Origin of the sequence: Curtobacterium sp. Curtsp57, from assembly GCF_047324335.1 — a bacterium.
Taxonomy (GTDB): Bacteria; Actinomycetota; Actinomycetes; order Actinomycetales; family Microbacteriaceae; genus Curtobacterium.
In genome coordinates, this window is record NZ_CP168511.1 from 2,161,488 (window position 1) to 2,174,911 (window position 13,424).

General features: G+C 71.0%; 11 protein-coding genes. 9 read left to right on the plus strand and 2 right to left on the minus strand.

All coding sequences use genetic code 11. The features are described from left to right. Positions 1-24: 24 nt before the first annotated feature. Positions 25-1,377 (minus strand): MFS transporter, encoded by a 1,353-nt coding sequence (locus tag ACEN9V_RS10095; protein WP_413600191.1) that lies wholly within the window; start codon positions 1,375-1,377, stop codon positions 25-27. A gap of 108 nt (positions 1,378-1,485) precedes the next feature. Between ACEN9V_RS10095 and ACEN9V_RS10100 the strand changes: the two genes are divergently transcribed. From ACEN9V_RS10100 to ACEN9V_RS10110, 3 genes are all read left to right on the plus strand, one after another. After that, positions 1,486-3,726, plus strand: coding sequence for an FAD-dependent oxidoreductase (locus ACEN9V_RS10100; protein ID WP_413600192.1), 2,241 nt, complete (start codon positions 1,486-1,488; stop codon positions 3,724-3,726). Positions 3,727-4,180: 454 nt separating this feature from the next. Then, entirely contained in the window at positions 4,181-4,957 is a 777-nt protein-coding gene (locus tag ACEN9V_RS10105) for an IclR family transcriptional regulator (protein ID WP_413600193.1), read from the plus strand. A gap of 106 nt (positions 4,958-5,063) precedes the next feature. Beyond that, the gene (locus tag ACEN9V_RS10110) at positions 5,064-6,581 is read left to right on the plus strand and encodes an alkaline phosphatase family protein (RefSeq protein WP_413600194.1); all 1,518 of its coding nucleotides are present in this window, start codon (positions 5,064-5,066) and stop codon (positions 6,579-6,581) included. A gap of 71 nt (positions 6,582-6,652) precedes the next feature. Here ACEN9V_RS10110 and ACEN9V_RS10115 read toward each other — a convergent pair whose 3' ends face one another. Beyond that, a complete protein-coding gene (locus ACEN9V_RS10115; protein WP_413600195.1) occupies positions 6,653-7,390 on the minus strand; it encodes a GntR family transcriptional regulator in 738 nt (245 codons plus the stop codon). Positions 7,391-7,536: 146 nt separating this feature from the next. On the opposite strand from ACEN9V_RS10115, the gene ACEN9V_RS10120 reads away from it, so the two are divergent. The 6 genes from ACEN9V_RS10120 to ACEN9V_RS10145 all read left to right on the plus strand — a co-directional run bounded on the left by ACEN9V_RS10120 (position 7,537) and on the right by ACEN9V_RS10145 (position 13,406). Next, positions 7,537-8,715 (plus strand): TIGR03364 family FAD-dependent oxidoreductase, encoded by a 1,179-nt coding sequence (locus ACEN9V_RS10120; RefSeq protein WP_413600196.1) that lies wholly within the window; start codon positions 7,537-7,539, stop codon positions 8,713-8,715. Then, a complete protein-coding gene (locus tag ACEN9V_RS10125) occupies positions 8,712-9,416 on the plus strand; it encodes a phosphonatase-like hydrolase (protein WP_413600197.1) in 705 nt (234 codons plus the stop codon). Before ACEN9V_RS10120 ends, ACEN9V_RS10125 begins: the two co-directional genes overlap by 4 nt. Then, on the plus strand, positions 9,413-10,612 hold the full coding sequence (locus tag ACEN9V_RS10130; protein WP_413600198.1) for an ABC transporter ATP-binding protein: 1,200 nt from the start codon (positions 9,413-9,415) through the stop codon (positions 10,610-10,612). The genes ACEN9V_RS10125 and ACEN9V_RS10130 overlap by 4 nt, the downstream gene beginning before the upstream one ends. Beyond that, positions 10,609-11,469 (plus strand): 2-aminoethylphosphonate ABC transporter permease subunit, encoded by an 861-nt coding sequence (locus ACEN9V_RS10135; RefSeq protein ID WP_413600199.1) that lies wholly within the window; start codon positions 10,609-10,611, stop codon positions 11,467-11,469. The genes ACEN9V_RS10130 and ACEN9V_RS10135 overlap by 4 nt, the downstream gene beginning before the upstream one ends. Beyond that, positions 11,469-12,263, plus strand: a complete 795-nt coding sequence (locus ACEN9V_RS10140; RefSeq protein WP_413600200.1) for an ABC transporter permease — start codon at positions 11,469-11,471, stop codon at positions 12,261-12,263. Before ACEN9V_RS10135 ends, ACEN9V_RS10140 begins: the two co-directional genes overlap by 1 nt. Positions 12,264-12,332: 69 nt before the next feature. Beyond that, entirely contained in the window at positions 12,333-13,406 is a 1,074-nt protein-coding gene (locus ACEN9V_RS10145; protein WP_413600201.1) for a 2-aminoethylphosphonate ABC transporter substrate-binding protein, read from the plus strand. Positions 13,407-13,424 lie beyond the last annotated feature (18 nt).

Sequence of the window (13,424 nt, forward strand, 5' to 3'; positions counted from 1 at the left end):
CCGGACCGGCTCCGGGTCGCCGCGTCACTCCGGACGCAACGAGGCCTTGTTGGTCTCGCGGGCCCGCAGGACCGCGATGCCGCTGACCAGCGCGGCGGCCATCACGTAGAAGGCCGGCGCGAACGTGTTGCCCGTGGAGGCGATCAGCCAGGTGGCGAAGTACGGGGTGATCCCACCGAAGACCGCCACGCTGATGTTGTAGGCGATGCCCATCGAGCCGTAGCGGATGTTCGTCGGGAAGAGCTCGGCCATCGCGGCGCTCACGGCACCGTCGAACGCGGCCATGAACAGCCCGAGGAGCATCATCGCCCCGGCCGCCGCCCAGAAGTTGCCGGCGTTCATGAGCATGAGCGTCGGGTAGGTCAGCACGACGAACCCCGCGCAACCGGCCAGCATGACGGGCTTCCGGCCGATCCTGTCCGACAGCAGCCCGAAGAACGGCACCAGGGCGGCGATCACGATGAACCCGAGGACGACGGCGCCGTAGGACACCAGCGGGGAGTACCCGAGGTCCGTCTGCAGGTAGGACGGCATGAACGTCTGCAGGATCCAGTGTCCGACGGCCTTGATCACGACGAACCCGACGCAGAACAGCAGCGCCTTCCACGAGCTGCGGATCGAGCGACGCAACGGGTTCGCGGCGACCTCGCCCTTCGCCTTGAGCGCCCGGAACTCCGGGGTGTCCTCGAGCTTCGTGCGGAGGTAGAGCCCGACGAGGCCGAGCGGCACCGCGATGAGGAACAGGACGCGCCACCCCCACGACCCGAGTGCGTCCCCGCCGGCGATCGCCGTGAACAGGAACACCAGGCCGCCGCCGACGATGAAGGCGACGAACCCGAAGACGTCGATGAAGCTCGTGACGAACCCGCGCCGGTTCGACGGGGCGTACTCCGCCAGCAACGTGGTCGCCCCCGCTCCCTCGCCACCGGCCGCGAAGCCCTGCACGAGTCGCACGATGACGAGCAGCAGCGGTGCCCACAGTCCGACGTTCTCGTACGTCGGCAGGATGCCCATCAGCGCGGTCGCGCCGCTCGTGATGAGGATCACCGTGGCGAGCGTCGTCTTGCGGCCGACCCGGTCGCCGAGCGATCCCCAGAAGAGCCCGCCGAGCGGACGCATCACGAACCCGGCGCCGAACACGGCGAACGCCGACAGCAGCGCGACCTGCGGGTCACCCTGCTTGAAGAAGTGCACGGAGATGACCGTCGCGAGCGTGCCGTAGAGGCCGAAGTCGAACCACTCGACGAAGTGGCCGACACCGGCGGCGACGATGACCTTCCGCATGCCGGTGCGACGAGCGTCGTCACCCAGCGCGGCGTTCAGATCTGGGGTGGTGGCAGCGTCCGGCGCTGCGGGCGCTCGGGTTACGTCGCTCATGTGGGGACCTCACACTTCGTTGTCGAGAGTTGCTTGACCATAGCATCGGCCGGGCACACTTTGCCACACAGTGGGAAAGAAACGCCAATGGGTGATACGTTCGCTGCCATGCAGTCCCGGAAACAGCACCACGACGTCGTGGTCGTCGGCGGCGGTCTCGCCGGTGTGAGCGCCGCCGTCGCCGCCGCCCGCCTCGGCTCCAGCGTCGCCCTCGTCACCAACCGTCCCGTCCTCGGCGGGAACTCATCGAGCGAGATCCGCGTGTGGGTCGTCGGCGCCACCGCCCACGGCACGCAGCGGTTCGCCCGCGAGACCGGCATCATGGGTGAGCTGTTCCTCGAGAACCAGTACCGGAACCCGCAGGGCAACGCGATCTACTGGGACCAGGTCGTGCTCGACCTCGTCCGCGCCGAGCCGAACGTGCACCTGCACCTCAACACCGACGTCCGCACGGTCACGACGTCCGACGACGACGGGGCGCGCCGGATCACGAGCGTCACCGGGTGGACGATGGGCAGCGAGATCGAGACGACCTTCACCGCGCCGGTGTTCCTCGACTGCACGGGCGACGGGCTCGTCGGTGCCCTCGCCGGCGCCGAGTACCGCATCGGCCGCGAAGGGCGCGACGAGTACGACGAGGACTGGGCACCGGAGCAGGCCGACGACGAGCTCCTCGGCAGCTCGATCTTCTTCTCCACGCACGACACCGGCAAGCCCGAGAAGTTCGTCGCACCGTCCATCGCGGTCGACCTGTCGACGACCCCGATCCTCGTGAACCGCGCCATCAAGACGGGCGACAACGGCTGCAACTACTGGTGGATCGAGTGGGGCGGCGAGCTCGACACCGTGACCGACAACGAACACATCCGCGACGAACTCTGGGGTGTCGTCTACGGCATCTGGGACCACATCAAGAACTCCGGGCAGTTCGACGCCGACACCATGACGCTCGACTGGGTCGGCGCGATCCCCGGCAAGCGCGAGTACCGGCGGTTCGTGGGCGACCACACCCTCACGCAGCACGACCTGCTGTCGCAGCGGACCTTCTCCGACACCGTCGCGTTCGGCGGTTGGTCGATCGACCTGCACCCCGTCGAGGGTGTCTACGCGGAGACGGCCGGCGCCCAGCAGCGCTACACCGACGGCACGTACGACATCCCGTTCCGCTCCCTCTACTCGGCGAACGTCGCGAACCTGCTCTTCGCCGGCCGGAACATCTCCGCGTCGCACATCGCCTTCGGGTCGACGCGGGTGATGGCCACGTGCTCCGCCCAGGGACAGGCCGCCGGGACCGCCGCACACCTCGTCGCGCGGCATGGGCTGACGCCCCGGGAGCTCGGCACCGACCACGTCGCGATGCTCCAGCAGACGCTCCTCCGCGAGGACGCCCCGCTCATCGGCGTCCGGGCGATCGACGGCGCCGACCTGGCACGCAGCGCTCGCGTCTCGGCGAGCTCGGAGCTGACCACGATCGACACGACGCCCTGGCTCAGCGAGGAGACCTTCGCCCTCGACCGGGACGCCGCGATCGTCCTCCCGGTGGACCCGACGCTCGGCACGATCGCCATCCGTACCGCAGCCGACCACGCCACCGACCTGACCGTCGAGCTCTGGACCACCGGCAAGCCGCAGAACTACGCCCCGATCGTCCACGTCGCCACGCACGCGGCGCACGTGCCCGCCGGTGTCGGCGACGCGGTGGTCGACCTCGCGTTCAGGCCGGACGAGCCGTGCAACGCGGTCGTCGTCGTCCGGGCAGCCCCCGGCGTCCGCCTCTTCCGGACGACCGCCCACCCGTACGGCGTGATGGCGCTCCGTGCCCGATCCGCCGAGGACGCGGCGTTCGACGAGCACATCCCCGAGGAGGCCGACCAACCGGTCACCGACTGGGAGGCCCGCGCCCTGCGCGGAACCGGCTTCGCGTTCAGCGTGAGCGGCGAGACGGACGCGTGGCGAGCCTCCCGGGTGGTGGACGGCTACCAGCGCCCCTTCGGTGGGCCGCACATGTGGTCGTCCGACGCGGTCGGTACGGCAGCGCTGACGCTCGACTGGGCAGAGCCCGTCGACGTCCACCAGGTCCGCATCGTCTGGAACGACGACGTCGACGCGGACCTCATCAACCTGCACCACCACCGCACGCACTGGGACGCCGTCCCGGAGCTCGCTCGCGACTACCGGGTCGAGGCGTGCGTCGACGGCGACTGGCGCACGGTGGCGGAGGTGGAGGGCAACCGCCACCGGCACCGCGTCCACGACGTCGAGCCGGTCCGCACGTCGTCGCTGCGCGTCGTCGTGACCGCGACCAACGGATCGCCGTTCGTCACGGCGAGCGCCGTGAAGGTGTCCTGATCACCAGCTCCACCGCATGTGGAATACGCGGATCCGGCTGCGGCGAGGACGTACGCTGACGCCGGGTCCGCGTCACCGCCGGGGCGCGGCCCGGGCAGAGTTGAAGCCCACCACCGCGCCAACGGTGATGGGCTTCGGTCGGCCCTCCGAGTGGATGGCCAAGGGACACCGTGCGTCCCGAGCTGAAGACTCGGATCAATGGTAGCTCGCATCATCGCGCGAGTCACCCCTTGGCCTGCGCTTCCCGTGTCCGCCGGCGCAGACACCGGAAGGTGGATCGATGTCCCAGGACAACGACTCCAAGCCCGGGCGACAGGTGTTCTGGTTGGGGGTCGCGGGCTTGCTCGTGAACCTCACCAGACTCCTCGTTGACCTGTGGCGCAAGGGCTGAGAACCCAGGGCACCCCGCGTCGGGATCGGCGCGGGGTGCCCGTCCGACCAGCAGAATGGGCACATGGCCACCACCCCTCCGAACCAGAGCATCGAACGCGCCGCGGCGGTCCTCGGTGCGCTCGGCGCCTCCGAGAACGGGAGCGTCCGCGCGTCGGACATCGCCAGGGCCATCGGGCTCGGGACCTCGACGACCGGTCGGCTCCTCGCGACGCTGGAGTCGCTCGAGTACGTGCGCCGCGACCCGGAGACGCAGGGCTACTCGGTCGGGCGGGCCGTGCTCGAGCTCGCAAGCCAGGGCCTGAACCACAACCCGGTCCACCGCGAGTCCCGTGCAGCGGCGCAGGAGCTCGCGCACCGCATCGGCCTGACCGCCAACGTCGGCGTCCTCGACGACGCGTGGGCGATCTACCTCTGTCACTTCGAGGGATCGCTCGCGCCGAAGTCGCACACGATGATCGGCATGCGGCAACCCCTGCACGCGTCGGCGCTCGGCAAGGCCCTGATGCTCGACCTGACCGAGGCGCAGCGACAGGCACTGCTCCCGGAGCTCCCCCGCTACACCGACCACACCATCACGACGCACGACGTCCTGACCGCGGACCTCGCGGCGTCGGTGTCGCGCGGGTGGTGCGTCGAGAACCAGGAGCTCGCGCTCGGTCGGTTCTGCATCGCGGCGCCGATCCGGAACGCCTCCGGACGGATCGCCGCAGCGCTGTCGATCTCCGGCCGGGTCACGCAGCTCCGCGACCGCGACATGGACTCCCTCGCCGAGGACCTCATCGAGGTGGCCGACCGGATCAGTGTCGGGCTGGGGATGATCAGCGCCGTCGCACACTGACCGCAAACTTGTCGACACACGTTCAGGCAACTGGCACATGTTGTATACCGAACTCGGTTCGGATGGTGTCGGGCGAACCGCCCCTCACCGTTCGAAGGAGCACGACATGCGGAACCTCCGCACCACGATCGCGGCCTGTCTGACCGCGACCACCGTCGCCGGCATCGCACTCGGCGTGCCGACCGTCGCGTCCGCCACGACCCCGAACACACTCGCGCCCGCCGCATCTGCGACCGCGAAGCACGTCGTCGTCATCGGGGTGGACGGACTGCTGTTCGACCGCATCGCACCGGCCGACGCACCGAACCTCGACGCGATGATCGCGTCCGGGTACTCGTCGAAGACCTCCCTCTACGCCGACCCGATGGCGCCGACGCTCTCCGGACCGGGGTGGGCGACGAACCTCACCGGCGTCTGGCCGGACAAGCACGGGGTGACCAGCAACTCGTGGGGCACGGGGACGAACCTGTCGCAGTACCCCGACTTCCTGACGCGGCTCGAGCAGGCGAACCCGAGCCTGTCGACGTTCGCCGACGTCAGCTGGAACCCGATCGTCGACGGCTCGGCCGGCACCCCCCTCATCACGAGCGCGGTCGACGACGTCCAGGCCGCGAAGGGCGACGCCGACACTGCGGCTCGCGCCGTCGCGAAGGTCACCAGTGCGGGCCCGAACGCCTCGTTCGTCCACTTCGACGACGTCGACGAGGCCGGACACGCATCGGGAGCCGCCTCGCAGGCCTACCTCGACGCGATCCACGAGATCGACGGGTACATCGGCCAGATCCGGGCCGCAGTGGCGAAACGCTCCGACGCCGCCGACTGGTCGTTCATCGTGACGAGCGACCACGGCCACACCGATGCCGGCGGCCACGGTGGCAGCACGCCTGCCGAGCGTTCGTCCTTCATCCTGAAGACCGGCAGCGGCATCGCGAAGCAGACCCCGGCCGTCGCGCCGAAGAACGTCGACATCGCGGCGGACGTCCTGCACACCTTCGGCATCCCGATCCCCGGAGCGCTCGACGGCCGCCCGCTCGACGCGGTCTCCACCGACCCGTTCGACACGAAGGCCGGCGCGCTGCAGGCCCGGGTCGACGAGACCGGCATCCCGGCGACGACCCTCGGCTGGACCAAGTCGATGCCCACGGGGTGGACGGTGGACAACACCGGGATGGGCACCGGCGGCGTGAGCGAGTGGCGGGGCTGGTCACTGGCGAGCGACGTGTTCTGGACCGGCACCGAGACCGGCCAGGGACGCGAGGACAACGTCCGCGCCCGTGGCGTCTTCGCCGTTGCCGACTCCGACGAGTGGTCGGACAAGTCGCACACCGGCACGTTCAACAGCCGCATCGTGTCGGCCCCGTACACGGTGACGGGCAAGACCTCGGCGACGCTGTCGTTCGCGTCGCACTACCGCAAGGAGGGCAACGAGACCGCCTCCGTGCTCGTCTCGTTCGACGGTGGTGCGTGGAGGAACATCGAGACCTACACGTCCGACCACATCGCGTCGATCGACACGCAGACGATCGCGGTACCGGCGGGTGCGAAGCAGATGCGCGTCCAGTGGTCGCTGACCAACGGTGACAACAACTGGTACTGGGCCATCGACGCCCCGTCCGTCAGCTAGTCACCACCGCCCGGCCTGGAGGCACGGTGCACGCCCGGCGCGCACCGTGCCTCCGTCACGTTTCCAGTGGATCAGGGGCGGGGCTGCATGAAGGACGGGTTGCCCGCGGCGGCGACGGTGAACCGGACGACGTCGCTCCGGTAGCGGTCGTCGGAGCACTCGAACGCGCGTCCGTCGTCCCCGACGGTGGTGCGCCGGACGCGGAGGATCGGCGACCCGAGCTGGACCTCCATGAGCCGTGCGTCGAGGTCGTCCGCCGCGACCGCGTCGATCTCGTGCGTGACGTCCGCGAACCGGTGGCCCTTCGTCGCGAGGAACGCCGTGATCGACTCCTCGTCGATCTCCCGGAACTCGAACAGCAGCCGGCCGACGGGCTCGATGAACGTGGAGCGCTCGACCATCGCAGGACGCCCGTCGAGCGTGCGCATCCGGATGACGTCGACGACCCGGTCCCCGACCTCGATCCCGAGCGCAGCGGCCTGGTGCTCGTCGGCACGCCGCACCGCGAGCTCCTCGGTCCGCCCGCCCGGTGTCCGGTGGAACGACCGCGCCCAGGCGGTGAACGGCGTGTACACGTCGGCGCGCTGCTGCACCTGCCGCGTCCGCACGCGTGAGGGACGTCCACGCGTCGACTCGATCAGCCCCTCGTTCCGCAGCTCGGCGAGTGCGTTGCGGACCGGGCCGCGTGACGTGTTCCACTGCACCGCGAGGTCGCCCTCGGTCGGGACGTCGTCCCCCGGTGCGAGGTCTCCGTCGAGGATCCTGGCACGCAGGGAGTCCGCGATCTGCTGGTACACGAAGTCGGCCACGTGTCGATCGTAGAGACGCCAACCCGCGAGGATCGCTCGGCGCACCGCCACGAACGGCGAGAGTTGTATTGCGAACTGGTGAACAGGGCATGACGATCCCGTAGTTGTATACCCATGTGGCGCGATGGTGTGGAATCGTCCCAGACATGTCCACCATGTCCCACCACGACGTCGCGATCGTCGGCGCCGGCATCGTCGGGCTCGCCCACGCCTGGGAAGCCCACCGCAGGGGCCTCCGTGTCGTCGTCGTCGACGCCGCAGCCGGCCCGCACGGCGCCTCCGTCCGGAACTTCGGCCACGCCTGCATCACCCCGCAGACCGGAGCGGCCGCGGTGTTCGCGAACGAGGCGCGCGGCCGCTGGCTCGAGCTCGCGGTCCGCGCCGGTTTCACGGCCCGCGAGACCGGCACGCTGGTCGTCGCCCGCCGGCCGGAGGAGCTGGCGGTCGTCGAGGAGTTCGCGGCCGCCACCCGCGGTCCGGTCGAGCTGCTCACCGCCACCGCTGCCACCACCCGCATCCCGGTCGCCCCGGACGAGGTCGTCGGCGGGGCGTTCCTCCCGGCCGACCTGCAGGTGGACCCGCGCACCGCGACGCCCGCGATCGCCGCGTTCCTGGCGGCCGAGGGCGTCGACTTCCGCTGGCGCACCAGTGCGACCGGCGTGACCAGCGGGACCCTCGCCACCACCCGCGGCGACATCGCCGCAGCGACCGTCGTCGTCGCCACGAACCACGACCTCGACCGCCTGTTCCCGGAGATCGCCGAGCGCGCCCGCCTGGTGCGCTGCCGACTCCACATGCTCCGGGCGGCGCCGACGCTCCGGGCGCCCCTCGTCGCACCGCTCTTCACGGGCTGGTCGCTGCTCCGCTACTCGGGGTTCGCGACCCAGCCGAGCGCCGACGCACTGCGTGACCGACTGCGGGCCGAACTCCCCGAGGGGATGGAGTTCGACCTCAACCAGATGGTCACGCAGCACGTCGACGGGTCGCTCATCCTCGGCGACACCCACGAGCGCGGGATCGATGCGACGCCGTTCGAGTCCGAAGCCGGGTTCGACCTGGTCATCCGCGAGACGAAGCGGCTGTTCGGCGTCGAGGACGTCCCGGTCGTCGAGCGTTGGCAGGGCGTCTACGCGTCGTCACCCGACCGCGAGTTCGTCATCGAGCAGCCGGAGCCGGGCGTGCACGTCGTCACCGTCGCGAGCGGCATCGGCATGACGACCGGACTCGGCATCGCCCCCTTCACCTTCGACGGCACCGCCGCCGACATCGCGGCGGGGACCCTGCCGTCGAGCCCCGTCACGACCACCCTCCAGGAGACCCGATGACCATCGACACCCCCATCACGCTCGTCGTCCTCGACATGGCCGGCACCACCGTCAGCGACGACGGCACCGTCGAGCGCGCCTTCCTCGCCGCTGACGCCGCCGTCGGACTCGCCGCCGACGACGCCGGCCGCCGGGACATGTTGCAGTACGTCCGCGACACCATGGGCTACTCGAAGATCGTGGTGTTCCGGCACCTGGCGAACGGTGACGAGGACCTCGCCCGGCGCGCGAACGCCGCGTTCGAGTCCGCGTACCGCGAGATCGTCGCGTCCGGCGGGTGCGAGCCGATCCCCGGCGCCGCGGAGACGATCCACGCGCTGCGCGCCGCGGGCATCCGGACGGCCTTCACCACCGGCTTCTCCGCCGAGACGCAGGAGGCACTGCTCGCGGCGCTCGGCTGGACCGACATCGTCGACGTGGTGCTGACGCCGGCGGACGCCGGTCGCGGCCGCCCGTTCCCGGACATGCCCCTCACCGCGCTGATCCGCACGGAGACCGAGTCCGTCCAGCAGATGGTGGTCGTCGGTGACACCGCGAACGACGTCCTGTCGGGGGTCCGGTCCGGCGCAGCAGCCTCCGTCGGGGTCCTGACGGGCGCGCACGACGAGGCAGCCCTCCGCGCTGCGGGGGCCACGCACGTGCTCGCGTCGATCGCGGACCTCCCGTCCCTGCTCGGTCTCCCCGTCCTGGAGGCACGGTGACGGTCCGCGGCGCCCGTCGCGACGTCGACGGCGCTGCGTCCACCGCCGCCGGGATCGAGTTCCGGGACGTCACGGTCCACGGCGACGACGGCCGGGTGATCCTCGACTCGCTGACGATGGCCGTCCCGCGCGGCGAGATCGTCGCCCTGCTCGGCCCGTCCGGTGCCGGCAAGACCACCGCGCTGCGTGCCGTCGCGGGGTTCCAGGCGCCGGCGTCGGGGCAGGTGCTCCTCGGCGGCCGAGACGTCACATCGGTCGCACCCCGCGACCGCGGCATCGGGATGGTCGTGCAGAGCTACGCCCTGTTCCCGCACATGTCCGTCGCGCAGAACGTCGCGTACGGGCTCCGGTCACGAGGCGTCCGTCGCCGCGACACCACCGAGCGTGTCCTCGAGGCGCTGGCGATGGTCGGGATGGCGTCGTTCGCGGACCGTCGTCCATCGTCGCTCTCCGGCGGCCAGCAGCAGCGTGTGGCCATCGCCCGCGCGCTCGCACCCCGGCCAGCGGTCCTGCTGCTCGACGAACCGCTCTCGGCCCTCGACGCGCAGCTCCGCTCGGGGATGCTCGCCGAGCTCGCACGGCTGCACCGGGAGCTCCCGGACGTCACGATGCTCTACGTCACGCACGGGCAGAACGAGGCGCTCGCACTGGCCGACCGCATCGCCGTGATGGCCGATGCCCGGCTCGTCGAGTACGGCGCGTCGGAGAGCCTCTACCGCGACCCGGAGTACGCCTTCACCGCCCGGTTCCTCGGGGCGTCGAACGTCCTCGAGGGCACCGCCGCCGGAGACCACGAGGTCCTCGTCCACGGAGCACCGTCGGCGCTCCGGCTCGTCGAGCCCGTCCGCGGCGGCTCGACCGTCCGCCTGTCGGTCCGCCCGCACCGCGTCCGGCTGCTGTGCGGCGACGAACACGGCACGAACGAGCTCGCGGTGACGGTGACCGACGTGCAGTGGCGCGGGGCGACCCACCACGTCACCGGGACGATCGGTACGCAGTCGTTCGCCGCCGAGCTCCTCGAGCTCAGCGTGCCGCCGACCGTCGGTTCGACGGTGCGGTTCGGCTTCGAGCCGCACGACGTGGTGGTCGTCCGCGAACCGGCCACGGCCGTGCGACCGGACCACGGGACCGCGGAAGCGGCCGTGCCCGGGCCGAGCCGAGCCTCCCGGCACACCCTCGCCAGGAGCATGCCGTGACCGCCGTCCTCGGCGCACCACCCGCCCTCGCACGGCCCCGCACCAGGGCCGCCGGTCCGGCCGTGGCGGCGCTCGTGCCGCTCGCCGTGCTGCTGGTCCTGGGCGTGTACCCGCTCGTCCTGCTGCTGTCGAACGCGGTGCACGACGACCTCGGGACCGTCGACCTGGCCAGGTGGGGCGAGCTCTTCGGCAACCCGGTGTTCCTCGACGTGATCTGGACCACCGTCCGGATCGGCGTCCTGACGACCATCGGCTGCGTCGCCCTCGGCACGTTCCTGGCGCTCGTCATCGCCTTCGTGCCGTTCCCCGGGACCGGCTTCGTCGTCGGGGCGCTCAACGTCGCGGTGTCGTTCCCCTCGTTCCTCATCACGCTCGCGCTGGTGTTCGTCTGGGGCGACGTCGGCGTCGTCAACGGCGGCCTCGCGGCGATCGGCCTCGGACCGGTGCACCTGCTCGACGGACAGTGGGGCGTCGTCCTCGCCGAGGTCGTGTACTTCACGCCCTTCGTGCTCCGCCCGGTGCTCGGCGCACTCGAGAACGTCGACCGTCGCCAGGTCGAGGTCGCCGAGTCGCTCGGGGCCGGGCCGTGGCGGATCATCAGGACCGTCGTGCTGCCCGAGGTGCTGCCGGCGATCGCCGCGGGTGGGGCGCTCGTGCTCATGTACTCGCTCAACGAGTTCGGGATCGTCCTGTTCACGGGGGCGAAGGACGTGCAGACCCTGCCGACCCTGGTGTACAGCCAGGCGATCGGCCGCGGCGAGTACCAGACCGCCGCCATCGCCGCGGTCGTCAACGTCGCCGTCTCGATCGGGTTGTACCTGGTCGCACGGCGCGTGACGCGGGCGGGGGTGCGCTGATGCTGGTCCGCGGCGCTGCCGTCCGCCGCACGGTGCAGGCCATCGCGATCGCCCTGCTGCTCGCCGTGTTCGCGCTGCCGTTCGGCGCCGTGCTGCTCGGTTCGTTGGCGTCGTCGTGGTCGGGTGCGCTCCCGTCCGGGATCACGCTCGGCAACTTCGTGGCGGTCTTCGGGGAGTCCGGCACGATCGGCGCGGTCGGGGCGTCGCTCGCCACCGCCGTGGTCGCCACCGCGATCGCGATCGCGCTCGCCACCTCGGCAGCGCTCGGTGCCCGCGCACTCCCCCGACTCCGCCCGGTCGTCGACGCCGCGTTCCTGCTGCCCGTCGCCGTGCCGTCGGTGGCGATCGGGCTCGCGATCCTCATCGCGTTCTCGACCGGCCCCATCCCGCTGAACGGCACCGTGTGGATCGTCCTCGCCGCCCACGTGGTGCTCGTCAGCGCCATCGCCCACCAGCCGATCGCGGCGGCGGTCGAACGGCTCGACCGACGCTACGAGGAGTCGGCCGCGGCACTCGGGGCATCCGGGATCCGGGTGCTCCTGACCGTGGTGCTCCCGCAGCTCCGCCCGGCGCTCATCGCCGCCGCCGCGCTCTGCACGGCACTGTCGATGGGCGAACTCACCGCCGTGATGATGGTCGCGCCGCCGACCTGGCGCACGCTGCCGCTGCAGGTCTTCTCGATGACGAGCCGCGGCATCCACCTGTACGAGGGCGCGGCGCTGGCCGTCGTGCTCATGGGCATCACGCTCGTCGTGCTGCTCGGCCTCGGCCGCCTCGCGCGCCGGGCCGCCTGACCCCCACCCGACCCACCGCATCTGCGCCCCACATCCGCCGCCACATCCGCCTCAGGGAGAACCATGTCCATGCACCGATCCCCCCGCCGCCGCGTCGCCGCTGGCATCGCCGCCGTCGCCACCGTCGCCGTCCTCGCGGGCTGCTCCGCGACCGGCGCCGCCAGCACCGGCTCCGGGTCCGACTCGAAGACCGTCACGCTCTACACCGCCGACGGGCTGAACGACGGGGACTCGTCGTTCTACAAGACCGTGTTCGCCGACTTCCGGAAGGACACCGGCATCACCGTGAACGTCGTCGAAGCGGGTTCAGGGGAGGTCGTGCAGCGCGCCGCCAAGGAGAAGACGAACACCCAGGCCGACGTCCTCGTGACGCTGCCGCCGTTCATCCAGCAGGCCGACCAGCAGGGGCTCCTGGCGAAGTACACGCCGGCCGGGTCCGAGCACGTCGCGGACGACAACAAGGCCGCTGACGGCACGTACACGACCATGGTCGACAACGTGATCGGGTTCATCCGCAACACCTCGTCCGTGCCGTCGGCCCCGACGACCTGGAAGGAGCTGCTCGACGCCGACTACAAGGGCAAGCTGCAGTACTCGACCCCGGGTGTCGCCGGCGACGGCACGGCGATGCTGTTGCTCGCGCAGCAGGTCCTCGGCAAGCAGGCCGTCGACGGCTACATGCGCGACCTGCAGGAGAACAACGTCGGCCCGTCCGACTCCACCGGCGCCCTCGCGGCGAAGGTCGACAAGGGCGAGCTGTCGATCGCGAACGGTGACGTCCAGATGAACCTCGCGCAGCAGGCGTCCATGCCGAACCTCGGGATCTTCTTCCTCGACGGCGAGGACGGCAAGCCGACCACCATGTCGGTGCCGTACGTCGCGGGCCTCGTCGAGGACGCCCCGCACGCTGCCGCCGGCAAGAAGCTGCTCGACTACCTCTACTCGGAGAAGGTGCAGGAGGAAGCGACCACCGTCGCCGGCGGGCTGCCGGCACGCGACGACGTCACGCCGACCGGTCCGGAGGCGGAGAAGGTCACGAAGCTGCTCGACGGCGTCACCGTCGTCCGTCCCGACTGGGACGCGGTCCTGAAGGACCTCGACGACACCGTCGACCGCTGGAACACCGCCACCGGGACGCTCTGACCCACACGGGTCCCACTG